The following is a 22,520-nucleotide window of genomic DNA, read 5'->3' on the forward strand; positions in this document are numbered from 1 at the left end:
CGCACGCTCTATTGCGGCTCGTTCTCGAAAATCCTGTCGCCAGGCATGCGAGTCGGCTGGGTCTGCGCGCCGCGCCATGTGGTCGAGAAGCTGGTGCTGATGAAGCAGGCCTCCGACCTGCACAGCCCGTCGATCAACCAGGTGGTGATGCATCGCGTCGCCGAAGCCGTGTTCGACGGCCAGGTGGAAAAGCTCATCGGCGCCTATCGCGAGCGCCGCGATGGCCTGCTGGCAGCACTGGAAGCCAACATGCCGGAGGGCGTGACCTGGAGCCGTCCGGAAGGCGGCATGTTCGTCTGGGTGACGCTGCCCGAGGGTTCCGATGCGACAGCGCTTCTGGCGCGGTCGGTGAAGGAGGCGCGGGTCGCCTTCGTGCCCGGCAGTGCCTTTTTTGCCGACGGCACCGAGCGCAACACGCTGCGGCTGTCCTTCACGCTTGCCGACCGGCGCGCGGTGAGCGAAGGCATTCCAAGACTGGCCGCCATCCTGAAGGGATAAGCCAGGCGCCGGAGGCCGGCCTCCTACGCCGTTACGCTCGACAGCCTGGCGCGAGCCAGCTTGCCCAGCGATTTCCGGAACCCTTGCTCGTCGTTCTCAACGACGAATACCAATGTCTTGAAGTCCAGCATGAACTCGTCGATCGCCGTCGTAACCGCCTGCGACCTGCCCTTGAACCGACGCAGCAGGGCGTTCGCTTCTTCGATGCCGTTGATGCCGGCGCTATCGACAAGCGCTTCGAGCCTTTGAAAACAGTCCAAGCAAAATTCCTCCCAGCCGCGCCACAAAACCCAGTTGGGAGCGGAAGGTTCCAGTTGGGAGAGGTCCCGCGAAAAGAAATCGCCTCCCACCGCTTGAATTACGCGGATTCGACAGCCCGCCGGTTATATTTCTGTTCGGGTGGAACCTCTGCGGCCAATAAAGGTTCTCACCATGTCTGATCCCCCGTCAGACATCTGAAAGCTCGAGTATCCGCTTTCCAAAGGCCCGCTGGAGTCCCCCTCCCGGCGGGCTTTTTGTTTGCAAGACAATGGGCTCTTTACTTGCAAGACAGACTGGGGGTTTGCAAGACAGACTGGGGCCGGGCTTGCGGCAGGGGGGTGGCAGTTGGAAGGCGCGCCCACATTGACGGCGCGCTCTCCGAACCTAAATTCGAAAGCCTCACGAGGAGGCGTTTCATGGAAACCCAGGAATTGCACCGCGGCCGGCTCATCGACCATCTCCAACTGGTGGTCAGGGATCTCGCCGCCAGCAAACGCTTCTACGAGGCGATCTTCCGGGTGCTCGATGTTCCGATCGGAGGTGTCGGCGAGGGGTATTTCTGGGCCGACGAATTGTTCATCTCCAGTGCCGACAGCCCGGCGGCGTTGGGAAAACTCACCGGCCGCCATCATCTGGCCTTCCAGGCAAAGGACCATGCCATGGTCGAGGCCTTCTACAAAGCCGGGCTCGCCGGCGGCGGGACGGACAATGGCGCGCCGGGCGAACGGCCCTATCACCCCGGCTATTACGCCGCCTTTCTGCTCGATCCAGACGGCAACAACATCGAGGCCGTCTATCACGGTCCGCACACACGCAGCGCCGCTTCGGTGAAGATCACCTTTTAAGCCGTGCCGATAGTCAGCCGGTCTGCAAACACGGCTCTGTGCGCCTTGGCGCCCACTCGCGTTGGCGCCCTCGGACTGCGGCGCGATCGGTGATGCTGGAGAGATGCTGCTTAGCGTTGCCAATTTGGTGGCCCCAGTGCTAACCCTGCAAATGGCAGGCGGGAATCGGCATCGAAGCAACGCGTGCTGAAATCTTCTCAATAAAACTCCTATTACCCCGTCGTGGAGACTATTTTTTATGCAAAACCCAACAAGGGCGATCTGTGCCGCCGCGCTTCTATTTGCGGCCGAGGCCGTTGGCTTGAGCGGTGTATTATCCGTTGCTTATATTTCATCGGCACAGGCCCAGGAGGAATATCTTCCGACCCAGAAGGATTTTGTCGGCAAATGGAAACTCAACGGCGGAGCCATCCGGCCGCCGCGCGACATGAAGGAGGCGCCGACGCCGGAACAGGAAGCGGCCGCCAATGAGTTCCAGCAAACGGTGACCGCGTTTTACGGCGCGTTCGACTATCTGGAGATCACGGCGGACGGCCGCTACAATTTTCATCAGCCGGGTGACCCGAATTCGGGGGCCTGCGTCTGGTGCGGGACCTGGTCCTTCAGCAACAGTTCGGCGTGGCTCAAGCTGGATACGGCGCCTAGGCTGGATATCTACGCCAAGGACGGCGACATGCAGATGACCTACACTGCCGAACCCACCGAAAAATCCAAATATGCCTGGCTGGTTTTCGGTTGGACGAAGGCCGAGTAAGCGGCGCCCCTTGAAACAGGCCTGAAGCCACTTTTCATCCATCTCGTATCCCCGTATACGAGATGGCGTTCGCTGACCGAGGAGTCGCATGAGCCCGCTGCCTGAAACCGTGCCGTTTTTCAGCCAGTGGGAAACGCCAGACATGACCATGGCCGTGCTTGCCGACGGCGCCGAGGTGGCGCTGCGGCGCGATCCGTTGTGGCGGGGGTCGGGCGCGGAAACGCTCGAAGAATACGCGGTCTGGGCCGCCAACATCTGCGGCATGGCATGCCTGAAGATGATCCTGGCGAGCCGCGGCGAGATCGTGCCGACGATCGAACTGGCCAGGCGCTGCACTGGATATGGCGGCTATGTCGTCAACGAGGGATCGATCAGGGGGCTGATCTACGCGCCCTTCGTCAGCTTCGTGAAAGAGGTTTTTGGACTCCGTGCCGAGGTGATGACCAATGTCGCGACAGCGGACATTCCGGCGATCCTGGAGCGGCAGCGCTTCTTCATCGCTTCGGTCAGCAGTTCGATCCGTTGGCCCGAGCGCGAGCCGCCATCGAAGGGCGGCCATCTGGTGCTGGTCACAGCGACGTCGGACAAGGGTTTCCGCTTCCACAATCCGTCCGGCCATACCAGCGCCACACAGGCAAACGCAGTGTTGGCGCCAGCCGATTTCGACCGCTTCTTTGGCAATCGCGGCATTGCCGTCGCCATTTGATCTTTGACAGTTGAGGGATTTCGATGACCGGTAAGACAAGAGTGGCCATCCTCTATGGCGGGCGTTCGGCCGAGCATGACGTGTCGCGCCTTTCGGCCGCCAACGTGCTGAAGGCGATCGACCGGACGCGCTACGACATCGTGCCGATCGCCATTTCCCGCAACGGCAGATGGCTGCTGCAACAATCCTCCGTGGCCGACGGGGCAGGGGCGCCGGCATCCGAGGACGGCATGGAGGTTGCGCTTTTGCCCGGCGGCAAGGGCAGGCTGGTCGCCGTGTCGCGGGATGGAACGCAGCCTGACCCGGTCGACGTCGTCTTTCCCGTGCTGCACGGGCCGTTCGGCGAGGACGGCTCGGTGCAAGGTTATGCGGAAGTCGCCGATGTTGCCTATGTCGGCTGCGGCATCCTCGCCTCGGCCGCGGCCATGGACAAGGATGCCGCCAAGCGGCTGATGCGCGAGGCGGGACTGGCTGTTGCCCGCTCGCTGACCTTGCGGCGCGGGGAGCCCGTGTCCTTCAAGGAAGTCGCGGCGAAGCTCGGCCTGCCGGTGTTCGTCAAGCCGGCACGCCAGGGCTCGTCCTTCGGGGTCAGCAAGGCGACCGACAGTGCCGGCTTCACCGCGGCCGTCGAGGCGGCTTTCCAGCATGACAGCAAGGTTTTGGTGGAGGAGTTCGTCGAAGGCCGCGAGATCGAATTCTCGGTGCTGGAGCGCGCCGACGGCACCCTGACGGTCTCATTGCCCGGCGAGATCATTCCGGCCGGCAAGCACGGCTTCTACACCTATGAGGCGAAATATCTCGATGCCGACGGTGCGGTGGTCAAGGTGCCCGCCGATGTCCCGGCCGCCGTCGCCGACAGGGCCAGGGAGATGGCGCGGCAGGCTTTCCAGGCACTCGGCTGCGAGGCCATGGCGCGCGTCGATTTCTTCCTGCGCGCCGACGGCAGCCTGCTGGTCAACGAGGCCAACACCATTCCCGGTTTCACCGACATCTCGATGTATGCCAAGGCACTGGCGGCGTCGGGCATCGGCTACAGCCAGACCATCGACGTGCTGATCGAGCACGCGCTGGCCAGGCATGCGGCGCGCTGATCCCGTTCGGGGAGCGGGGCCCATATTAGCCAGGTCTTGAAGGCCATGTGAAGCGTAGTTACATCAATGATTGAGCGTGCGTTGCACGCGTACTTAACGCTTTGGTCAAGCTTCATCTATGGAGGTTGTCATGGCTAATACACTCATGGAAGGAAAGAAGGGCCAGGACTGGCTCAATCTGGTCCTTGCCATCTGCCTGTTCATCTCACCTTGGATAATCGGCTTCGCTGCTGAAACCGCTCCCGCATGGAACGCCTGGGTTGTCGGCGTCGTGCTGGGCGTCATGGCTCTGGCGACGCTTGCCGCATTCGCCGAATGGGAGGAATGGGTTAGTATCGTTCTCGGGCTCTGGCTGATCGCTTCGCCCTGGCTGCTCGGCTTCGTGGCGAATGGGTACGCGATGGCCACCCACGTCATTCTCGGCGTGCTGGTGGTTGCCGCATCAGGTTGGGCCGTCTGGGACTTCCGTCATCCGCACGCACATGCGTGACCGGTAAAGGGTGGGGGCCTGGCGCGAGCGGCGGGCTCCTCCGGATTTGAAAACGCCCATGCGTTTGTCGTCCGGGCCGTGCGGACCGGGTTGCCGGCTTGCAATCCTGCGACCGCGCCATGGATTTCGGTGAGATTGGGTCCCAAATCCTGCCCAGGGAGCCCATATCCTGCCCAGGGAGCTTTGAGCGTGACCTTCGCGCGGGTGGCCCTTCTTGCCGCGGCCTTTGTCGCCGCGGCTGTCTTTTCTCCCTTCTCTTCGGCCGGGAGCGAGAGGGTCGCGCTGAGCGTCGCCATTGACGGCGTCATCGGACCGGCAAGCACCAGGCAGCTCGAGGACGCGCTTGATGCAGCCTCCACGCGGGGCGCCGAAGTCCTTATCCTTCAGCTCGATACGCCAGGCGGACTCGTCACCTCGACGCGCGAGATGATCGCCGATATCCTTGCCTCGCCTGTTCCCGTCATCGGCTATGTCGCGCCGGCCGGTGGCCATGCCGCCAGTACGCCACCCATGTCGCGGCGATGGCGCCCGGCACCAATCTGGGTGCGGCAACGCCGGTTGAGATGGGTGGGCTGCCGTCGCTTCCCGGCGGCGACAAGGACAAGGACGAGAAGGACGCCACCGGGCGGCCGGCGGGCGACGCTATGATGGCCAAGGTGACCAATGACGCGGTCGCCCTGATCCGCTCGCTCGCGGAATTGCGCGGTCGCAATGGCGACTGGGGCGAGAAAGCCGTGCGCGAAGCGGCGAGCCTGTCGGCCAATGCGGCGCTGCAGGAACATGTTATCGACTTCGTCGCCGGCGATACCACCGAGCTGCTGCGACTGGCCGATGGGCGCACCGTCGACGTGGGCGGCAAAAAGCAAGTGCTGGCGACGAAAGGGCTGCGGGTCGAGACGCTGGAGCCTGGCTGGTTCATCCGTCTGCTCTCCGTCATCACCGATCCGAATGTCGCCATCGTCCTGATGCTGATCGGCGTCTACGGCATCATCTTCGAGTTCACCAGCCCCGGCGCGGTGGCGCCCGGCGTCATCGGCACCATCTGCCTCGTGCTCGGCCTCTATGCGCTCAATTTCTTGCCGATCAACTATGCCGGCCTTGCCCTGATGCTGCTCGGCATCGCCTTCCTCGTCATCGAGGCCTTCAATCCCACCGTCGTGCTTGGGCTCAGCGGTGTGGCCGCCTTTCTGCTCGGCTCCGCCATGCTGCTCAAGACCCAAGGTCCGGGCTTCGAGGTGTCGTGGGCCGTGACCGGCGCCGCCGCCACCGTCACGCTTGGCCTGGCATTGCTCACCGGCACCTATCTCTGGGCGGCGCGCAGGAGCCTGCCGCGCGTCGGCGGCGAGGCGATGCGCGGCTTGCCGGCCGAGATCCTCGACTGGCAGGGCGGCGAGGGCCATGTGCTGGCCCAGGGAGAGCGCTGGCGGGCGAAGGCCGACGAACCCGTCGCACCGGGCGACAGCGTCGAGGTGACCGACATCAGGGACCTCGTGCTGACGGTGCGGCGGCGCGATGCGGGAAGGAATGGAGCAAGACAATGATGATTGGTTATGTCGCCTATCTGATCGTTGCGCTGGTCGTGATCATGTTCCTGTCCGCGGCCATTCGCATCCTCAGGGAATATCAGCGCGGCGTGGTCTTCACGCTCGGCCGCTTCACCGGGGTCAAGGGTCCCGGTCTCATCATCCTCGTCCCCTTCGTCCAGCAGATGGTGAAGGTCGATCTGCGGGTGGTGGTGCAGGACGTGCCGCCGCAGGACGTCATTTCGCGTGACAACGTCTCGGTGAAGGTCAACGCGGTGCTTTATTTCCGCATCGTCGACGCCGAACGGGCGATCATCCAGGTCGAGGACTTCATGGCCGCCACCAACCAGCTGGCGCAGACCACATTGCGCTCGGTGCTCGGCAAGCACGAACTCGACGAGATGCTGGCCGAGCGCGACAAGTTGAACAGCGACATCCAGGAGATCCTCGACCAGCGGACCGATGCCTGGGGCATCAAGGTCTCCAATGTCGAGATCAAGCATGTCGACCTGAACGAGAGCATGATCCGCGCCATCGCCAAGCAGGCCGAAGCCGAGAGGCTGCGGCGCGCCAAGGTGATCAATGCCGATGGCGAGCAGCAGGCGGCGGCAAAGCTGGTCGAGGCCGGCAAGATGCTGGCGGCGGAGCCGCAGGCCATGCAGTTGCGCTATTTCGAGGCGCTGCACGACATTGCCGGCGAGCGTTCGTCGACGGTGGTGTTTCCGCTGCCGATGGACCTGCTGACGATCTTCAACAAAAAGCCGGACGGGGCCAAGTGAACTGGCCTCGTGCGCCGAGCAGCCACGCCGCCCAAAAATGAATCGTCGTAGCGTGCATTTCCGGCTCTTGTCGACCTCACGGAGCGCCATAATTCCATTCAAGGCTGAGCGAATTCAGCTGCTGAATAGGAGGCGTCCGTGAAGCATCAAACCGTTGACCAACTGCATGCCGTTGCCGACGTCCACGCCGAGGCAACCTATCTTGTCGCGACTCGAGGAGAACGCCTCGAACGTTGGGCGCAGCTTCTGGAGCAAAATCCCAACAGGTGCCTAGGGGCGCTGGCGGGGACCGAATACCAATCTGTGGAGATGCGCGAAAGGATGCGTTCCGCGGGATCACCGATCACAGTTGCTTTCGAAGATACGATCTTTCGCGCACTGGGCTTGAAAGAGGATACCTACGGTGAGGCCAAGCGCTTCTTCGAGCTGACCGATTGGCAACTCCACGAAATCGTCTGCCATTGCCATGTCGGCGCCACGATGCCGGCACGATGGGCCGCATCCCGTGTCCGCGCGGCAATGTCGGGAAGATCCGGTTTCTTCGCGTGGCTGCGAGGAACGTTTCTGCACTGAAGGCCGATGCTCCGGCTGGTAAACATCGCGCACGGTGTCGGCTGAACGACTGCTTGAAGAACGATGAGGCGGCAGTGGATCTGTCCGCCTCCTGTCGATTGTTCTGGACGGTGCCGCTTATCGGCTACCAGCGGTGATCTCGCCGAACACGATGTCGAGCGAGCCGATCTCATCGCGTCGAACATGGGAACGCTCGCTGATGGACTGAGAAAGTTGCACGCCGGCTCAATATGCCGGATCATGGCGGCGTGGCAGGGGGAGACATCGCGTGGCCAATCGTCGAAACGGCATGGCGTCTCCGGCTGATGGGTCGGAGGACATGCTTTCGGCCGTCGCGCCCCGCCCGCGAACCGCATTGCCCAACGTGGCAACCACCGTCACCACAGTGGCGGCGCTGTATTTCGGGCGCGAGGTTTTCCTGCCGATCGCGATTGCGCTGTTGCTGACCTTCGCGCTCGCGCCGCTTGTCTCGGTGCTCAAAAAGGTCGGCATTCCCCGGATTGCCGCCGTCATCGCCAGCGTGCTCGGCGCTTTCGCGGCGCTTGGCCTGTTCTCCTTCATTGTCGCCACGCAGGTCAGCGAACTGGCGCAGAACATCCCGGTCTACCAGACCAACATCCTGACCAAGATCCGTTCGCTCAAGGAAACCGGGGTCGGGGGAGGGATCATTGCCCGATTGAGCCAGGTGGTCGAGCGGGTCGGCCAGGAGATCGACAGGCAGGACGCCTCGCTGCCGGCCGCCACCCCGGAAAAGCCGCCGCGCGAGCCGGTGCCCGTCGAGATCGTCGCGCGCGAAAGGCCGCTCCAGGTCCTGCAGAACATAGTCGGGCCGCTGATCAGCCCGCTCGCGTCGGCCGGGCTGATCATCGTCGTCGTCATCTTCATGTTGCTCGAGCGGGAGGATCTGCGCGACCGCTTCATCCGGCTTGTCGGCTACGGCGACCTCCACCGCACCACCGAGGCGCTTCAAGATGCCGGCAAGCGGGTGGGCCGCTATCTGCTGATGCAGTTGGTCGTCAACATCGTCTACGCCATACCGATCGCGATCGGGCTCTGGGTCCTCGGCATCCCGAATGCGTTGCTGTGGGGGCTGCTGGCGCTGGCGCTGCGTTTCGTTCCCTATATCGGCCCGATCATAGGCATGCTTTTGCCGCTGTTCCTGGCGCTGGCCGTGGCGCCGGGCTGGTCGCTCGTCCTGTGGACGGCCGCCCTGTTCGTGGTGATGGAGCTGATCACCGGCAACGTCATCGAACCCTGGCTTTACGGTTCGCGAACCGGACTGTCGCCGCTGGCGATCATCGTCGCGGCGATTTTCTGGACGTGGCTCTGGGGGCCGCTCGGGCTGATCCTGTCGACGCCGCTCACCGTCTGCCTGGTGGTGCTGGGCAGGCACGTGCCGCAGTTTGAATTCCTCGACGTGCTGTTCGGCAACGAGCCCGTGCTCGAACCCCATGCGCGCCTCTACCAGCGGCTGCTGGCCGGCGATCCCGAAGAAGCTACCGACCACGCCGAGGAGATGCTGGAGGAGAAATATCTCGTCGAATTCTACGACAAGGTCGCCATACCGGCACTGCTACTGGGCGAGCGCGACCGGGTGCGCGGCGTCATGGGCGACCTGCAAAGACGGCAGCTGGCGGCCAGTGCCCTGACGCTGGTGGCCAACCTCGACGACAGCGCGCAGGAGGAAGCGAGCGAGGAGGAGGAGCCGCACGTGGTCGCAGAGGGGGACGACGATGGCGATTCCAGCGGCGAGGAAGAGACCGAATTGCCCGACGGCACCGGCATGTCAGTGCTTTGCGCCGGCGGGCGTGGCGAGCTCGACGATGCCGCCGCCGCGATGCTGGCGCAGGTGCTGGAAGTCCAGGGCGCGACAGTGTCGAAGGCCGGCTTTGCCGATATGGAACCCGCCAACATCCGCCGCCTCGACCTCGAAACCGTCGACACCGTCGTGGTCGGCTTCCTGAACCGGGATTCCGTCAAGCACGCCCGCTTTCTGGTGCGCCGGCTGAAGCGCGCGAAGGCTGCACTTCGGGTGGGAATCGTGTTCTGGTCGGAGACCGCTGCTGAGGACAAGGAAACGGCGGCCAAGCTGGCCCAGGACATGAACGCCGATTTCGTGGCGCATGGCATGGTCGACGCGGTAGTGGGCGCGCTGTCAAACGAGCCGCCGGTTGCCCTCAAGCTCATCGCCAAACGCCGCATGCGGCGACAGCGGGCGGCCCCCAAGAAGGTTGCGGCGGCGGCGGCGAGTTAGGTCGAAACTCGGAATGATCGAGTTCGGCCCCGAAACACATCCTCAGAGGTGGAAGGCGCGCATGGCCGCTTTGCGCCTCGGCGCCGCTATTGGCATCGTCAGGTGCGGATGCGACGAAAAAGCGTTTCTACGATCACGTTGAACCGCTCCGGGTCATCGAACGCCCGGGCGGCAAGCATGGCTCCGTATACGGTCGCCATGAAAGCTTGCGCCTCGACCTCGGGGGATGCCTCGAGATGCACTGCCCCCTGCTTTACACCAAGTTCCAAAAGCCGTTCCAGCCATTTGCCGAGGTCGACGAAATGACCGCGGACGGAAACTGCCACCTCTTCGGGCAGACCCGGGAATTCGGCCGCCAGCACGGCAGCCAGGCAGAAGGGAGCGGACTGATCCTTGATACAGCGCTCCCAATACCCTGTATAAAACCGCAACTGATCCAGTGCCGGCGAACCTTCCTCCAGTGCCGCACTCTGGGCTCGGATACCGGCGCGCGCTTGTTCGACAACTGCTACGACCAAATCGACTTTGGAGGGGAAGTGATGGTGAATGCTGGCCTTACGGATGCCAAAGCGCTCCGACAGGTCGGCATAGCTGAAGCCGTTGTAGCCGACACGCATGATCAGCTGGGCGGCTCCGCCAACCAGTTTGCTCGCGGTGTCACTCAATGCAGTGTTCATTGTCACCCTTCCGGTAAGTTGAGGTAGGAAATTTTGCCGGTCCTCGCAAGGTTTGTCCGAGCCAGCGGAACAGGAGCGCGGCTTGACCGCCAATCTCTTTTGAAGGGAGATGCGCCGTCCTCCAGGAAGGGCAGCGCACCACTCGTTAGCAGATCAACAGTTCTTCAAGACGCATCTAGCTGGCGATCCGCGGTGACCTCCGAAGGATGTCGGTGACCGTCAGCCACACTGCCGACACCAGGAAGTAGAAAGCGCCGAACGCAGCGTAGGGCGCGACATTCGTGATGCCGATATCTTCAACGCCGCCGGCCATCTTCACAAAAAAGATGCCGGCCAGTGCCGATTGAGCGCCGCTCAAGATCATCGCCCACTGCGCGCCGGTGGTCTTCCAGCGCCGCAGTGCGGTAATCAGTTGAAACAGGCCAGATAGAGCAGCCCAGACACCGTAGACCGCGAGCACTGCGTTCATGCTGTTGGTTAGCGCGACAGCGACCGCCAAGGTGGCAAGCACGCTGACGACAAAATTCAGCAGCTGCGACTTATTGCGGTTCAATCCGCCGGTGCGCTGGGCATCGACGACATTCGCAAGGGCGTCCCAGGCAGGATACGCCACCAGCATGATCGCGGCCAACGGCGGCATGGTCTTGGCGAGGGTAAAGGCCAGTGCGACCCATGCCGCGGAAACGCCGAACCGGACAAAATAATAGCTTTTGAGCCATGTGTTGGAAGCTTGGGCGAGGGTGGCGGTGTTTTGAACAGGCATACCGATTTTCCAATGTTGGTTGATAGCAATCTACCTACTAGAAGGTAGACAAGCTTTGGTCAACCGATTTCACCGCTCATCGAGTAAGTTTGGCTGCGTGCGAGGGCGGGCCGTTGCCAGAGGCCGCGGGAGGCCCTGGGCGAAACTGTGCTGCACCGCAGCGCCAGAAGAGCGTGGCTGCCGGATCTCGATCGGACGTCATGAAACCTTTTGATTTTTAAGCCGTTATCGGCCTTATGTCCGGGGCCAAACTCAAGCCGAAATCGGTCGACGGCGCCAAGCCACGCGGGGCTGGAAAATCGCGCCAAAAAAAGGCATCGGCCGCCCAAGCCGCGCCCGAGGCCGACGGGCATGCCGCGCCCGAAGTCGACAGCCAGCCCGCGCCCGAGGTCGACGGACAGGCCGCGCCGCCACCCGATGCCGTCGAACCCGATCCAGAACTGACGCCCGAGGAGGCGGAGCAGGCGCGCAAGCGATATTTGCTGCGGCGTTTCTGGATCAGCGCCCGCGGTTACTGGAGCCGGCGCGGCGACCGGCTGGCCTGGCCATTGACGATCGGGGTGCTGCTGCTGATCTGCATCAATATCGGCTTCCAGTATGGCATCAATGTCTGGAACCGCTCGATGTTCGATGCCCTCGAGCAGCGCAACGCCGGCAGCGTCTATTTCCTCAGCGCCGTCTTCGTGCCGCTGGTGATCTGCAGCGGCAGCCTTGTCGTCGCGCAGGTCTACCTGCGCATGACGATCCAGCGCCGCTGGCGTTCCTGGCTGACCACCGCGGTCATCGCGCGCTGGCTGGCAAGCGGCCGCTACTACCAGCTGAACCTCGTCGGTGGCGACCACCAGAATCCCGAGGCCCGCATGACCGAGGATTTGCGCATCGCCACAGAGTCGCCGGTCGATTTCATCTCCGGCGTCCTCAACGCGTTTCTGTCGGCCTCGACCTTCATCGTCGTGCTGTGGACCATCGGCGGCGCGCTCACCCTGCCGATCGGCGGCGAGAGCATCACCATTCCCGGGTTCCTGGTCATCACCGCGGTAATCTATGCCGCCATCACCTCGACCTCGATGGTGGTCATCGGTCGCAATTTCGTCCAGCTCTCCGAGCGGAAGAACCAGGCGGAGGCCGAACTGCGCTACACGCTTACGCGCGTGCGCGAAAACGGCGAGAGCATCGCCCTGCTGGGCGGCGAGGAGGAGGAGCGCAGCGGCATCGACAGGAATTTCGGCCATGTGCTGAGGCAATGGGCGCTGCTGACCGGCCAGCATATGCGCACGGCGGCGGTGTCGCAGGGATCGAGCCTGTTTGCGCCGGTCGTGCCGATCCTGCTGTGTGCGCCAAAATTCCTCGAAGGCTCAATGACGCTTGGCGAGGTGATGCAGGCAGCGTCTGCCTTTGGCATCGTGCAAGGCGCTTTCGGATGGCTGGTCGACAATTACCCGCGTCTTGCCGACTGGAACGCCTCCGCACGGCGCATAGCCTCGCTGATGATGTCGCTCGACGGGCTCGAGCGTGCCGAGCAGAGCGACGCGCTTGGGCGCATCCAGCACGGCGAAACCGATGACGGTGCGATGCTCGTCCTCGACAATCTCGCGGTGACGCTGGACGACGGCACCTCCGTGGTCAAGGAGACCGAGGTTGCGATCGAACCGGGTGAGCGGGTGCTGGTGGCGGGCGAATCCGGCTCAGGCAAGTCGACGCTGGTGCGGGCCATTGCGGGCCTGTGGCCGTGGGGCGGCGGCGGCGTCAATTTCCACGCCGGCAGGCGTCTGTTCATGCTGCCGCAACGTCCCTACATCCCCTCGGGGACCCTGCGCCGCGCGGTCGCCTATCCTGCAGCGTCGGATAAGTGGACGATCAAACAGATCAAGGCCGCCCTCGACAAGGTGGGCCTTGCGTATCTTGCCGACAGGATCAAGGAAGAAGCGCCATGGGACCAGACGCTGTCGGGCGGCGAAAAGCAACGCCTCGCCTTCGCGCGCCTGCTGCTGCACCGCCCCGACATCGTCGTGCTGGATGAAGCGACCTCGGCGCTCGACGAGAAGAGCCAGGACAAGATGATGGAGACTATGATCCGCGAATTGCCTGACGTCACCATCATAAGCGTGGCGCATCGCGCCGAGCTGGAGGCCTTCCACAGTCGCAAGATCACATTGGAGCGTCGCGCGGGCGGGGCAAAGCTCGTCAGCGATGTCGACCTGGGACAGCGCAAGGGCAGGCGCAACCTGCTCCGGCGCGCGCTGTGGGGCTCCGGCACGCGCAACAAAAGGCAAGCGTGAGCTTCAACAGAGTGGACCTCGGACGTAGTCACGCCGGCCGATAAATCTACGCCACCGAGCCGCCCCAAGCGGGGAAGCAGGGCGCGCCGCCGAAACCTTCGGCGGAGCGCGTCACCCGAAATCATAGCCACCGCGGCCTTGGCCGCATGGACAGCTACGCCGCCTTTACGATCTCGACCAGTTCAACGTCGAACACCAGATCCTGCCCGGCCAGTGGATGGTTGCCGTCGAGCTTGACTCTGGCGTCGTCCACTTCGACGACTGTTACCGGCATGGGTTGCCCGTCGCGGGTTCTGACCTGCAATCGAGTGCCGATATCGACGTTGATGTTGTCTGGCACCTTGGCGCGGTCGATGGTCACGACCGCTTCGGGGCGGTGGGGGCCATAGGCGGCGTCGGCGGGAACGGTGACGGTGCTTCTCGCACCCACCTCCATGCCCTCGACATGGGTTTCAAGACCGGAGATTACCTGTCCTTCACCCAGCGTGAATTGCAGCGGTTCGCTGCCGGAGGCATCGAATTGAGTGCCGTCGACTAGGCGTCCATTGTAGTTGATGCGCACGGTGTCGCCATTCTTGGCCTGTGTCATAGCAGTCATCCTTTCGGAAGTTTTTGAGGGGGCCGGCTGAGGTTCACGGTCCCGTTCTCGATCATCCACGCACTCAGGTGCACGGCGCGAAACCCTAAAACTAGGTGCCTGGCTGCCGATGTAAACCCAAAATGCCGATTGATTATCCAGAGCGCCTCTTACCGATCGACCATGGCCATGGCGCGCTCGGTGTAGCGCGGGCCGGAGATCTTTCCCGGCGCGAGCGCCTCGTCGAGCGCGGCCATCTCAGTGGCGTCGAGCATCAGCGATGCGGCGGCTACGTTCTCCTCCAGATGTCTGATCCGCTTGGTGCCGGGGATCGGCACGATGTCGAGGCCGAAGCCGTTGCCCTTCGCCAGCAGCCAGGCCAGTGCTATCTGTCCGGGTTTGACGCGGCGGGCCGTCGCAATGTCGCGCACCTTGGCCGCCGCCTCGACATTGGCGTCGTAGTTCTCGCCCTGGTAGCGCGGGTCGTTGCGGCGGTAATCGCCTTCGGAATAGTCCTCCGCACGTTTGACCTCGCCGGTGAGAAAACCACGGCCGAGCGGTGAGAACGGCACCAGGCCGATGCCGAGTTGTCTAAGCAGCGGGATGATCTCCGGCTCCAGATTGCGCTCCCACAGGGAATACTCGCTCTGCACCGCCGACACCGGATACACTGCATGCGCCCGGCGGATGTTGGCCGCACCCGCCTCCGACAGGCCGAAGAAGCGCACCTTGCCTTGCTCGATCAGTTGGCCGACGGCGCCCGCGACATCCTCCATCGGCACCGCCGGATCGACGCGGTGCTGGTAGAGCAGATCGATATGGTCGGTGGCGAGCCGGACGAGCGAGGCTTCCACGGCCTCGCGAATGTGCTCGTGCCGGCTATCGGTTCCGACCTGCTTGCCGTTTTCGATGCGGAAGCCGAATTTGGTGGCGATGGTCACCTGGTCGCGCTTGCCCTTCAACGCCCGGCCGAGCAGGGCTTCGTTGATGTAGGGGCCATAGACCTCGGCGGTGTCGAGGAAGGTGCAGCCAAGCTCGATGGCGCGGTGCAGCGTGGCGATGGATTCGGCCTCGTCGGCCGGGCCGTAGGACTGGCTCATGCCCATGCAGCCGAGGCCGATGGCCGAGACCCGCAGCCCCTGGCTGCCGAGCTTGCGTGTTTTCAGGGTCATCGGGGCGCTCTCCGGCGAGGTTGCAGAAACTATGGCGTTGACTGATTTTGTCGACACGCCTTACTCGACAAGGATGTGGGCTTCACGCGCGGCTTCGACAAGCGCCTCCCTGGCGATCTCGGCGGTAACATCGCCGCTCGTCGCCCGGCGGCAGGCGCGCAATGCCGATTGATGTTTTGGACTGCCGGCGTCACGCCAATGCGTCGTGAGCAATTCAATGGCTTGCTGTGTATTGGACAGATGACGGATGGAACCGGTGACACCGACGGACACCGCCACGGGTTTGGAAAACCATGCAGTTTGCATTGGAACCTCGACTGGGCTGAAGCGATAAACGCTTTGGGCAGTCCAAGGTTTCGTCACTCTGGCGTGAAAGTTCCGAAGCAGGCGTTTCAACGAACCATCCACATCGAGAGACGCCCGGTCTGTTCGCCTTTCGGCATCACTCACATGTTCGAGGCGACGTCGCGGGTGGGCGGTGGTTTGGGCTTGTGGGCAGCACGCTGCCTTGTCGTTTGTTCGGCGAAGCGGGGAGCAGTCTTGACCGTGGCCGTGGTCTTGAGCGCTTGCGCCTTGCGGCGCTTGAGCCAGCTGGATGACAGTTCGGCAAGGAGACTGCGCAGGTCTTTCACGACGTCCTCCTCTTGTAAGGCGACAGGATAATTTCCGTCAGTCCAACTTGTTCCACCGGGAAGACTTGTTCCGAGCAAATAAAGGTTCCTGCCGCCGAAAGCGGCCCAGCATCACCTGCCAATATAGGCGGCCAGTTCGTCCGGCGTCCCATTTGGGAAGGCCTGTTTCAGGAAGTCCAGGAAGGCCGACACGCGCGCGCTGAGCAGCCGCCGGGATGGGTAGAGCGTCCATAGAGCGATCTCGGGGCCGTCGATATCGCCCCAATTCACCAGTGTACCGTCAGCCAGGTCGTGGGCCACCAACGAAATGGGAAGCCGTCCTGCGCCGACGCCGGCTCGCACCGCATCCCGGACCATGATGAGCGTTGACAAAACGAGGACGGGCTCGATTGTAATTGTTGACCGGCCACCCGGTGTCTTCACGTGACATGTTTGCGGTTCGCCTGCCCCTCGCGCAACGCCAGGGGCGGCGCGCTGACCGGTCGTGCGGGGAAGGTCGGGGCTCGCCACGACAATCAGACGGTCGCGGAGAAACGCCCGTCCGACCAGGCTTTCGTCGGGATCTGGATTGACCCGGATTACCAGATCGTAGCCTTCCTCGATCATGTCGACAGCCCGGTCCTCAGTCGTCACTTCAAGCCTCACCTCCGGATATTTGAGGGCAAACCCCGCGGCGATCCTCCCCATAGCGGTCTGCGAGAAATGGAGAGGTGCGCTGATCCGCAGTCTGCCCTTGGGTCTCTGACCGCCCGAGGCAATCGCCGAAGCCGTCTCGTCCAGTTCGGCAAGCAATGCCCCCGTCCGCTCGAAGAGCGCCCGTCCTTCTTCGGTCAGCTTCAGGTTACGCGCACCCCGTTCAAACAGGCGCAGATCGAGACTGCTTTCCAAGTCTCCAACGCGCCGGGACAGCGTTGCCTTGGGCCGGCCGGTGGCCCTTGCCGCTTTGCCGAAGCCACCATGGCGGGCAACGAGATTGAAATCGGCCAGCGCAAGAAGATCCATAAGTGTTCCACCAATGGGACGGTGCGTCCAAAATCTCCGTCTATTGGACTGTTTGTGAGCCGTACATATTGGGCGTGTCAAGCAACCCAACAGGAGAAATTCCCATGACCATTCTCGTTACCGGCGCCACCGGCAATATTGGCCGCCAGGTCGTCGAACACCTCGTCAAGCGCGACGCCGATGTCCGTGCTCTCGTCCGCGATCCGTCGAAAGCCGGCTTCCCGGCAGGCGTCTCCGTCGTGCAAGGCGACTTTCTCGATGTCGATTCGCTGCGCAAAGCCATGTCTGGGGTTTCCACGCTGTTCCTCTTGAACGCCGTGGTTCCGGATGAATTCACCCAGGCTTTGGTCGCGCTGAACGTTGCCCGATCGGCCGGCATCGAGCGGATCGTCTATCTCTCGGTGATCCACGCCGACGTCTATGTGAACGTGCCGCATTTCGCGGGCAAGTTCGGCGTCGAGCGAATGATCGAGCAGATGGGCTTCAAGGCTACGATCTTGCGCCCGGCCTACTTCATCCAGAACGATCTGATGGTCGAAGACATCATCACCGGCTACGGCACCTATCCAATGCCGATCGGCGCCAAGGGTCTTGCCATGATCGACGCCCGTGATATCGCCGAGATCGCCGCCCTTGAGCTGCTGCGCCGCGAACAGTCCGCAGAGCCGCTTGCGCTCGACCGGATCAACCTCGTCGGTCCGCAGACACTGACCGGGACGGACATCGCCGCCATCTGGTCAGACGTGCTCGCTCGCCCGATCAATTACGGCGGCGACAATACGGAAGGTTTCGAGCAAAATCTCAAGCAGTTCCTGCCTGCCTGGATGGCGTACGACATGCGCCTTATGGGCGAGCGGTTCTTGACCGACGGGATGCTGCCTGAGGCCGGCGACGTCGAGCGACTGACGGCGCTTCTGGCCCGCCCACTGCGCCCATATCGCGACTTCGCCTCGCAAATCGCGGCCTCCGCCTGAGCAGCTATCTGACTACTAGGACTATCATCATCACCGGAAACAACAACAGGGCGCCTCTTGAGGGGGCACCCTGCCTTGTAGTCGAACGCGGCTACGACAAAACAGCGCTTCTGCGCCCGCTCCCTACTGCAGGGAGGCCGGGTGTGGCAGATCAACCGAGGCGTTTAGACGTTCGCCATCCTCGCCAGCAAGGCCATCCACGAACATACCGGCCATGCCGTCGAATTCAATTGCCACGCCGATGAGTTGGGCCGCCTGCAGCACCAGATATTCGATGTCTTCGAGGGCGACGTTCTCGGCCAGATTCTTGACCCTGACGTGTTCGGCCACCGCCGTGATGTTGACGATGCCGGTCCTCTTGAATGCCGTCACGACCGCCGAACTGACGTCGTCGCGCAGGTGCGTCGAGTAATTGTACCGCATCGAAACCTCCCAAAGGGATCGGTTTTCTTTTCAGGTTCCAGTATGCGCCGGGCAACGCGTGGTGGCAAGTAACAATATAAATATTATCTAAATAAATCAATTAGTTAGCATAGTTACACAAATGCATGTCCAGCGCCGAATCCTCATCATGCGCGTGATGCGTCATTCACCCATCGCACGCTCTTGACGCGTTATGCGGCCTATCCTAACTATAAGTGGAGTGAGGTAGATACTAACTCGACGTATTCTTGGTCTTGAGCGAGAAAAGCGCCATGGCTGAACTGGAACGCCCCGAACGACTGCAAATCATGCTGACATCTGACGAACTGGCCGCGCTGGAAAACTGGCGCTTTGACAAGCGCATGCCGAGCCGCTCGGCCGCGGTTAGGGAACTGCTGCGGCGCGGTTTGGCCTCAGATGGATTCCTGACGGCGGAGCAGGGGGCGAAGTCGCAGGATTTTGGCATCTTGCCTGCGGACGGCAACGGGATTGCCGACAGCGGCAAGGAATAGGCGCGGCCGCCGGTCTGCTGGTCGCGACCGGCGGGCAGAGTGCCGGCTGGTATGTCGGACCCTGACTGCTCTCGGCTCTACAGGATATTGGTCGTCACTTCGACGACGATGGCGGCACCTTCCAAGCTGCCGTTGGTCACATGCACGACACGCGATACCCGCAGATCCTGCGCATTTCCGTTGATCGACAGGGAAACGCTTTCGCCGATCCGGGGAACCGCCTGGAAAACGGCATCGGTGGCTTCCGGCCGGTTGTCGATGGATATGCGGCAGTTGACGGTCATGAGATGTCTCCTGGTCTGGCGGGTGCCCCGCCCATCAACGCAGGGTCCGCGAAATGGTTTCAGGAGCGCCAGATGCAACTTAATGGCGCCCGAATTCGTAGAGCAGTAATTGCTCCATTGTTCATCGTAGCGGAGCAGCAGGCTCGCCGGGGAGGCGTTGGGGTTGCCCCGGCGAGCTTGACCCTCGTTGCCATCGGCGTTGCGCCACCATGACCAGCGTCAGCGTTGATGATGGCCAAGCTTCGGCGGATCGCCTCTAATCATTTTGCCGCCCGCGGCACGAGATAGCTCGTCGCAGCGCCGTTCCCAATGCCTCGCGTGACCACGACCGTGGTGTAGTCTGTCGGAAGTGAAGCAGTGACGGTGGGATCAATGGGCCGGCACCTTCCGACGATTTCGCCGTTGGGCGAGCTTGCCAACCTGTCGGCCAAAGACGCTCGGCATTGATCGAGGGATGCGTACAGTGTCGGCGCCATATCGACGGGTTTGCATATTGACGCCTCTCCTTGGCTGCAGGAGAGCAAAAGCATCACTGCCTGGGTTGCCAAATCCATTCTCTGAACTCCACGTCGAACGAGGCTCAACGTGGAAGTGCGACCTTGGTTTCGCTGTTGCTAAAAAACGGATTCGTATTGCCTGGCGGGCTCATGGGCTCGAACCACGGTTCACGCTTCAAAGGCAGTTCCTATCACTTCTCCCCTCGGGCGTGGCGTCACCGAGGTGAGAGGGGGACGAGTTTCGGTGCCCGCAATTCCCCGGCCATTTTTGCCGCCTGGAAAATTGTCAGCAAAACCAAGATTGGCTCACCTTCAGTCGGGTTGATGGTCAGGACCACACGGCCAAGTTCGTCGCTCATGCCGCAAGACCAGTCCTTGACCGCAATCATTTTTCTCCCGGACATATCCATCTCCCGGACGGGAGGCACCTCGCGGGCTACACCGTCTGGAGCTGTTCGATAGAACCTTCGCCTGACATTGCAGTCAGCCGTACGGCGGCAAATGCTGCCAAAATCATGAAAACCGCAGTGATGTTCATGAGCATTGTCGAGGCAAAGATGCCCCCGCTCTGGTCAAAACAACTCAGTTCCATGGCGCTGCACCCCTTCAAGCCGCTAACAGCTTGCATGATGATCCTGCTTCAAGGGAAATACAAGCATATGCTAATAAGCATGGGTTGGAGCGGTTTCTCTGGAGGATCAGGTGAGCTTTCTTCGCCCCCGGCAAAAACCGAAAAAGGCCTACCCGAACAGCGATCGGTTCGGAGAGGACGGTCGGCGGCTCTATAGTGCCTACGCCAGCACAGATCGAAAGCAGCCGGTTAAGACCCGCAAGCAGAGACACCTGGCGCTGATCTTGGGTGGGGCGGCAGTCACTGCCATAGTGAGCGTGTTGATGTATTTGATATCGGCGGGCTAGGCCATGCGCGCCGCTTCGGCTCTCTGTGGTCGAGGCCTGCAAGCGCTTGATGATTTTGGTTCCCGCTCATGGGCTCGAACCACGATTCACGCCTTCAAAGGGCGCTGTCCTACCATTAGACGAAGCGGGAGAAAGCAACTGCGCCCACACCCCTAGCCGGTTCGCGCGCCGGGATCAACGCGGTGCAGCGGCAAAGGCTGCTGGCAAGCGACATCAGTTCGGGAAGTTGTTGACCGGTTCCTCGCAGCGGTAGACCGGACAGCTTCCGTCACGGGTCGGCACGTAGGCCGACATCGGTACCTCGGGCCAGTCGCATTCGTTGCCGAACTGCCTGACATAGCGGTCATAGGTGTTGGGGCCGGTGGTCAGCACCACGGCGCGATGGCTTTGGATCAGTTGCTGGAGTTGGTCGCAGCTCATCGTGCGGGTATCGGGCCGAGCGTCGGCCAGGCCGGTCGCGGCAAGCAGGATCGCTGCCGTCATCGAGGCAATTCGGCGGATGGGCATGGCGGTTTCCTCAAGCTGATGTGTCACGCCAAACTCGCATCCAGGCCGGTGGTTCCGCAACAGCCGGCTGGCCGTCTTCGGCGCGCAACCAAATGGTCCGTCGCGCATTGCTGGGGATGGATGGCAGGAAACCCTACGAGACCCCGCAATGGCGGCCCGGAAACGGAGATCGCGAAGCTATGTGCTGTTCCTTTTGCGGCGGCCGCGACCACCGCTATGAGGATTGCCCGCAGCGGGACCCCGCCGCCAATCCTCCCTTGGATGCTCCCGACCGTGTCATCCCCAAACCGAACTGATTGTGAGTTGGCTCCCGGGCGCTACTTCGAGCCCGCGCAATGCCGCGTGCCGATTGCAACCAAAATGCTCCGCCACGCATTGCTGGGCGTAGGCCCCAAGGGCGGTTGCGAGACCGCGAGACGCAAGGCGGTCGACGTGATGTGGGGAAGGTGGGGGGAATGACGGAATTGGCAAGCAGCGGCCTGATCCATATCACCGCCGATTCTCGGCTGGCGGCGATCGTCGAGTCGTCCTTCGACGCCATCATCAGCAAGGACCTGAACAGCGTCATCACCAGTTGGAACGGGGCGGCGCAGCGCATGTTCGGCTATGCTGCCGAGGAGGCTGTCGGCCGATCCGTGCTGATGCTCATTCCCGACCATCTCAAGGATGAAGAGGCCGATATCATCGGCCGGGTTCGCAATGGCGAAGTCGTGGCCAGCTATGAGACGATCCGGCGACGCAAGGATGGCGGGATCATTGCCGTTTCGCTGACCGTCTCGCCGATCAGGAATGAATCGGGCGAGATCATCGGCGCCTCCAAGATCGCCCGCGACATCACCGCGAGCAAGGAGAGCGAGCGCCGGATCCGGCTGTTGCTGCGCGAAGTGAATCATCGCGTCAAGAACCAGTTCGCGGTGATCCTCTCGATGGTCAGGGAGACAAGCAAACGCTCGACCGATCCACGCGAGTTCGAGGCGCTGATCCGCTCCCGCATCATGGCGCTGTCGCGGTCGCACGATCTGCTGGTGAACTCGGAATGGGCCGGCGCCAGCCTTTTCGACCTCATCCAGGAGCAGCTCAAGCCGTTCGGGCACGAGGAGCAGGTATCGCTCTCCGGACCGCTTTTGACCTTGCAGCCGAACGCCGTGCAAAATCTCGGCATGGCATTTCATGAGCTCGGCACCAACTCGTCCAAATACGGCGCTCTGGCTGGTGATGTAGGGCGGCTTGAGATCACCTGGCAGATCGCCGCCGGTGTTTTGGGAAAGCGGGAAATCCATCTCGTCTGGGACGAGACGATGCCGGTGTATGAAGGGGACCGACGGGACGAAAGCACACGCAAGGGTTTTGGCACCGTCGTCCTGCAGCGGGTCGCGCCGCAATCGCTGAACGGCTCGGCGGTGCTGGAGCGCAGCCCCGGCCATCTCAGTTGGTCGCTGACGGCGCCGCTGGACTCGATCATCGTCCCGCAGCTCGGCGCCGAAATCCCCACTGCCGAGCCCGAGCCGTCCTTCGGCCCTTGAGGGCTC

26 protein-coding genes, 1 tRNA gene and 1 pseudogene are annotated in these 22,520 nt (G+C 62.4%); 14 read left to right on the plus strand and 14 right to left on the minus strand.

The features are described from left to right. Positions 1-498: PLP-dependent aminotransferase family protein (locus EN993_RS12360; RefSeq protein ID WP_164757639.1), on the plus strand; the 498-nt coding region annotated here is incomplete at its 5' end. Between the two features lie 23 nt (positions 499-521). On the opposite strand, the gene EN993_RS12365 is transcribed toward EN993_RS12360, so the two are convergent. Further along, positions 522-758 (minus strand): hypothetical protein, encoded by a 237-nt coding sequence (locus EN993_RS12365; RefSeq protein ID WP_245468752.1) that lies wholly within the window; start codon positions 756-758, stop codon positions 522-524. A gap of 417 nt (positions 759-1,175) precedes the next feature. Here EN993_RS12365 and EN993_RS12370 point away from each other — a divergent pair, with 417 nt between their 5' ends. The 9 genes and pseudogenes from EN993_RS12370 to EN993_RS12410 all read left to right on the plus strand — a co-directional run bounded on the left by EN993_RS12370 (position 1,176) and on the right by EN993_RS12410 (position 9,774). Next, a complete protein-coding gene (locus tag EN993_RS12370) occupies positions 1,176-1,604 on the plus strand; it encodes a VOC family protein (RefSeq protein ID WP_126069710.1) in 429 nt (142 codons plus the stop codon). A gap of 238 nt (positions 1,605-1,842) precedes the next feature. Then, entirely contained in the window at positions 1,843-2,358 is a 516-nt protein-coding gene (locus EN993_RS12375) for a hypothetical protein (RefSeq protein WP_127263352.1), read from the plus strand. Between the two features lie 88 nt (positions 2,359-2,446). Next, positions 2,447-3,064 (plus strand): C39 family peptidase, encoded by a 618-nt coding sequence (locus EN993_RS12380; protein ID WP_127263353.1) that lies wholly within the window; start codon positions 2,447-2,449, stop codon positions 3,062-3,064. A gap of 23 nt (positions 3,065-3,087) precedes the next feature. Continuing rightward, on the plus strand, positions 3,088-4,155 hold the full coding sequence (locus tag EN993_RS12385; protein ID WP_127263354.1) for a D-alanine--D-alanine ligase family protein: 1,068 nt from the start codon (positions 3,088-3,090) through the stop codon (positions 4,153-4,155). Positions 4,156-4,285: 130 nt separating this feature from the next. Further along, positions 4,286-4,645, plus strand: a complete 360-nt coding sequence (locus EN993_RS12390) for an SPW repeat protein (RefSeq protein WP_109661433.1) — start codon at positions 4,286-4,288, stop codon at positions 4,643-4,645. A gap of 189 nt (positions 4,646-4,834) precedes the next feature. Then, positions 4,835-6,186 (plus strand): annotated as a pseudogene (locus tag EN993_RS12395) (nodulation protein NfeD). Beyond that, positions 6,183-6,947, plus strand: coding sequence for a slipin family protein (locus EN993_RS12400; RefSeq protein WP_109660870.1), 765 nt, complete (start codon positions 6,183-6,185; stop codon positions 6,945-6,947). The pseudogene EN993_RS12395 and the gene EN993_RS12400 overlap by 4 nt, the downstream one beginning before the upstream one ends. 138 nt (positions 6,948-7,085) lie before the next feature. After that, on the plus strand, positions 7,086-7,520 hold the full coding sequence (locus EN993_RS12405) for a hypothetical protein (RefSeq protein WP_127263355.1): 435 nt from the start codon (positions 7,086-7,088) through the stop codon (positions 7,518-7,520). 319 nt (positions 7,521-7,839) lie between these two features. Continuing rightward, the gene (locus EN993_RS12410; RefSeq protein ID WP_164757641.1) at positions 7,840-9,774 is read left to right on the plus strand and encodes an AI-2E family transporter; all 1,935 of its coding nucleotides are present in this window, start codon (positions 7,840-7,842) and stop codon (positions 9,772-9,774) included. Positions 9,775-9,872: 98 nt separating this feature from the next. Here the strand turns inward: EN993_RS12410 and EN993_RS12415 are convergent, their stop codons facing one another. Then, the gene (locus EN993_RS12415) at positions 9,873-10,451 is read right to left on the minus strand and encodes a TetR/AcrR family transcriptional regulator (RefSeq protein ID WP_109660876.1); all 579 of its coding nucleotides are present in this window, start codon (positions 10,449-10,451) and stop codon (positions 9,873-9,875) included. Between the two features lie 175 nt (positions 10,452-10,626). After that, a complete protein-coding gene (locus EN993_RS12420; protein ID WP_127263357.1) occupies positions 10,627-11,214 on the minus strand; it encodes a DUF308 domain-containing protein in 588 nt (195 codons plus the stop codon). Between the two features lie 236 nt (positions 11,215-11,450). Here EN993_RS12420 and EN993_RS12425 point away from each other — a divergent pair, with 236 nt between their 5' ends. Beyond that, positions 11,451-13,493: an ABC transporter ATP-binding protein/permease gene (locus tag EN993_RS12425; protein ID WP_127263358.1), complete on the plus strand. Its 2,043-nt coding sequence runs from the start codon at positions 11,451-11,453 to the stop codon at positions 13,491-13,493. A 154-nt stretch (positions 13,494-13,647) separates the two neighbouring features. Here EN993_RS12425 and EN993_RS12430 read toward each other — a convergent pair whose 3' ends face one another. The 5 genes from EN993_RS12430 to EN993_RS12450 all read right to left on the minus strand — a co-directional run bounded on the left by EN993_RS12430 (position 13,648) and on the right by EN993_RS12450 (position 16,876). Then, positions 13,648-14,082: a peptidylprolyl isomerase gene (locus tag EN993_RS12430; RefSeq protein WP_109660882.1), complete on the minus strand. Its 435-nt coding sequence runs from the start codon at positions 14,080-14,082 to the stop codon at positions 13,648-13,650. Between the two features lie 158 nt (positions 14,083-14,240). Continuing rightward, positions 14,241-15,242 (minus strand): aldo/keto reductase, encoded by a 1,002-nt coding sequence (locus EN993_RS12435; protein ID WP_127263359.1) that lies wholly within the window; start codon positions 15,240-15,242, stop codon positions 14,241-14,243. 60 nt (positions 15,243-15,302) lie between these two features. Then, a complete protein-coding gene (locus EN993_RS12440; RefSeq protein ID WP_245468754.1) occupies positions 15,303-15,638 on the minus strand; it encodes a DUF982 domain-containing protein in 336 nt (111 codons plus the stop codon). A gap of 50 nt (positions 15,639-15,688) precedes the next feature. Next, entirely contained in the window at positions 15,689-15,874 is a 186-nt protein-coding gene (locus EN993_RS37020) for a hypothetical protein (protein WP_164757640.1), read from the minus strand. Positions 15,875-15,985: 111 nt separating this feature from the next. Further along, positions 15,986-16,876, minus strand: a complete 891-nt coding sequence (locus EN993_RS12450; RefSeq protein WP_127263360.1) for a LysR family transcriptional regulator — start codon at positions 16,874-16,876, stop codon at positions 15,986-15,988. A gap of 104 nt (positions 16,877-16,980) precedes the next feature. On the opposite strand from EN993_RS12450, the gene EN993_RS12455 reads away from it, so the two are divergent. After that, complete coding sequence (locus tag EN993_RS12455; protein ID WP_127263362.1) at positions 16,981-17,850, plus strand: NmrA/HSCARG family protein; 870 nt, start codon at positions 16,981-16,983, stop codon at positions 17,848-17,850. Positions 17,851-17,973: 123 nt separating this feature from the next. Here EN993_RS12455 and EN993_RS12460 read toward each other — a convergent pair whose 3' ends face one another. Further along, positions 17,974-18,273 (minus strand): hypothetical protein, encoded by a 300-nt coding sequence (locus EN993_RS12460; protein WP_127263364.1) that lies wholly within the window; start codon positions 18,271-18,273, stop codon positions 17,974-17,976. Between the two features lie 272 nt (positions 18,274-18,545). Between EN993_RS12460 and EN993_RS12465 the strand changes: the two genes are divergently transcribed. After that, positions 18,546-18,785 carry a hypothetical protein gene (locus EN993_RS12465; protein ID WP_109660894.1) on the plus strand — a complete coding sequence of 80 codons (240 nt, stop codon included), beginning with the start codon at positions 18,546-18,548 and terminating at the stop codon, positions 18,783-18,785. Positions 18,786-18,862: 77 nt separating this feature from the next. Here EN993_RS12465 and EN993_RS12470 read toward each other — a convergent pair whose 3' ends face one another. From EN993_RS12470 to EN993_RS12495, 5 genes are all read right to left on the minus strand, one after another. Then, the gene (locus EN993_RS12470; protein ID WP_109660896.1) at positions 18,863-19,069 is read right to left on the minus strand and encodes a hypothetical protein; all 207 of its coding nucleotides are present in this window, start codon (positions 19,067-19,069) and stop codon (positions 18,863-18,865) included. A 712-nt stretch (positions 19,070-19,781) separates the two neighbouring features. Next, positions 19,782-19,970 (minus strand): hypothetical protein, encoded by a 189-nt coding sequence (locus EN993_RS12480; RefSeq protein WP_109660899.1) that lies wholly within the window; start codon positions 19,968-19,970, stop codon positions 19,782-19,784. A gap of 32 nt (positions 19,971-20,002) precedes the next feature. Further along, the gene (locus EN993_RS12485; RefSeq protein WP_127263368.1) at positions 20,003-20,194 is read right to left on the minus strand and encodes a hypothetical protein; all 192 of its coding nucleotides are present in this window, start codon (positions 20,192-20,194) and stop codon (positions 20,003-20,005) included. Between the two features lie 346 nt (positions 20,195-20,540). After that, positions 20,541-20,614, minus strand: a tRNA-Gln gene (locus tag EN993_RS12490). An 83-nt stretch (positions 20,615-20,697) separates the two neighbouring features. Beyond that, positions 20,698-20,991 carry a hypothetical protein gene (locus tag EN993_RS12495; protein ID WP_109661437.1) on the minus strand — a complete coding sequence of 98 codons (294 nt, stop codon included), beginning with the start codon at positions 20,989-20,991 and terminating at the stop codon, positions 20,698-20,700. A gap of 455 nt (positions 20,992-21,446) precedes the next feature. Here EN993_RS12495 and EN993_RS12500 point away from each other — a divergent pair, with 455 nt between their 5' ends. Continuing rightward, positions 21,447-22,514, plus strand: a complete 1,068-nt coding sequence (locus EN993_RS12500) for a PAS domain S-box protein (protein ID WP_127263370.1) — start codon at positions 21,447-21,449, stop codon at positions 22,512-22,514. Positions 22,515-22,520: the final 6 nt, after the last annotated feature.

Origin of the sequence: Mesorhizobium sp. M7D.F.Ca.US.004.01.2.1 (assembly GCF_003997785.1) — a bacterium.
In the GTDB taxonomy this organism is placed as follows: Bacteria; Pseudomonadota; Alphaproteobacteria; order Rhizobiales; family Rhizobiaceae; genus Mesorhizobium; species Mesorhizobium loti.

What these genes read in the sequence shown, in the direction of transcription:
- EN993_RS12460 (WP_127263364.1), bottom strand. Translation starts at nt 18,273, where the DNA reads ATGCGGTACAATTACTCGACGCACCTGCGCGACGACGTCAGTTCGGCG.
- EN993_RS12435 (WP_127263359.1), bottom strand. Translation starts at nt 15,242, where the DNA reads ATGACCCTGAAAACACGCAAGCTCGGCAGCCAGGGGCTGCGGGTCTCG.
- EN993_RS12385 (WP_127263354.1), top strand. Translation starts at nt 3,088, where the DNA reads ATGACCGGTAAGACAAGAGTGGCCATCCTCTATGGCGGGCGTTCGGCC.
- EN993_RS12465 (WP_109660894.1), top strand. Translation starts at nt 18,546, where the DNA reads ATGGCTGAACTGGAACGCCCCGAACGACTGCAAATCATGCTGACATCT.
- EN993_RS12375 (WP_127263352.1), top strand. Translation starts at nt 1,843, where the DNA reads ATGCAAAACCCAACAAGGGCGATCTGTGCCGCCGCGCTTCTATTTGCG.
- EN993_RS12400 (WP_109660870.1), top strand. Translation starts at nt 6,183, where the DNA reads ATGATGATTGGTTATGTCGCCTATCTGATCGTTGCGCTGGTCGTGATC.
- EN993_RS12485 (WP_127263368.1), bottom strand. Translation starts at nt 20,194, where the DNA reads ATGCAAGCTGTTAGCGGCTTGAAGGGGTGCAGCGCCATGGAACTGAGT.
- EN993_RS12470 (WP_109660896.1), bottom strand. Translation starts at nt 19,069, where the DNA reads ATGACCGTCAACTGCCGCATATCCATCGACAACCGGCCGGAAGCCACC.
- EN993_RS12425 (WP_127263358.1), top strand. Translation starts at nt 11,451, where the DNA reads ATGTCCGGGGCCAAACTCAAGCCGAAATCGGTCGACGGCGCCAAGCCA.
- EN993_RS12455 (WP_127263362.1), top strand. Translation starts at nt 16,981, where the DNA reads ATGACCATTCTCGTTACCGGCGCCACCGGCAATATTGGCCGCCAGGTC.
- EN993_RS12390 (WP_109661433.1), top strand. Translation starts at nt 4,286, where the DNA reads ATGGCTAATACACTCATGGAAGGAAAGAAGGGCCAGGACTGGCTCAAT.
- EN993_RS12480 (WP_109660899.1), bottom strand. Translation starts at nt 19,970, where the DNA reads ATGTCCGGGAGAAAAATGATTGCGGTCAAGGACTGGTCTTGCGGCATG.
- EN993_RS12450 (WP_127263360.1), bottom strand. Translation starts at nt 16,876, where the DNA reads ATGGATCTTCTTGCGCTGGCCGATTTCAATCTCGTTGCCCGCCATGGT.
- EN993_RS12410 (WP_164757641.1), top strand. Translation starts at nt 7,840, where the DNA reads ATGCTTTCGGCCGTCGCGCCCCGCCCGCGAACCGCATTGCCCAACGTG.
- EN993_RS12495 (WP_109661437.1), bottom strand. Translation starts at nt 20,991, where the DNA reads ATGCCCATCCGCCGAATTGCCTCGATGACGGCAGCGATCCTGCTTGCC.
- EN993_RS12415 (WP_109660876.1), bottom strand. Translation starts at nt 10,451, where the DNA reads ATGAACACTGCATTGAGTGACACCGCGAGCAAACTGGTTGGCGGAGCC.
- EN993_RS12430 (WP_109660882.1), bottom strand. Translation starts at nt 14,082, where the DNA reads ATGACACAGGCCAAGAATGGCGACACCGTGCGCATCAACTACAATGGA.
- EN993_RS12370 (WP_126069710.1), top strand. Translation starts at nt 1,176, where the DNA reads ATGGAAACCCAGGAATTGCACCGCGGCCGGCTCATCGACCATCTCCAA.
- EN993_RS12500 (WP_127263370.1), top strand. Translation starts at nt 21,447, where the DNA reads ATGACGGAATTGGCAAGCAGCGGCCTGATCCATATCACCGCCGATTCT.
- EN993_RS12420 (WP_127263357.1), bottom strand. Translation starts at nt 11,214, where the DNA reads ATGCCTGTTCAAAACACCGCCACCCTCGCCCAAGCTTCCAACACATGG.
- EN993_RS12380 (WP_127263353.1), top strand. Translation starts at nt 2,447, where the DNA reads ATGAGCCCGCTGCCTGAAACCGTGCCGTTTTTCAGCCAGTGGGAAACG.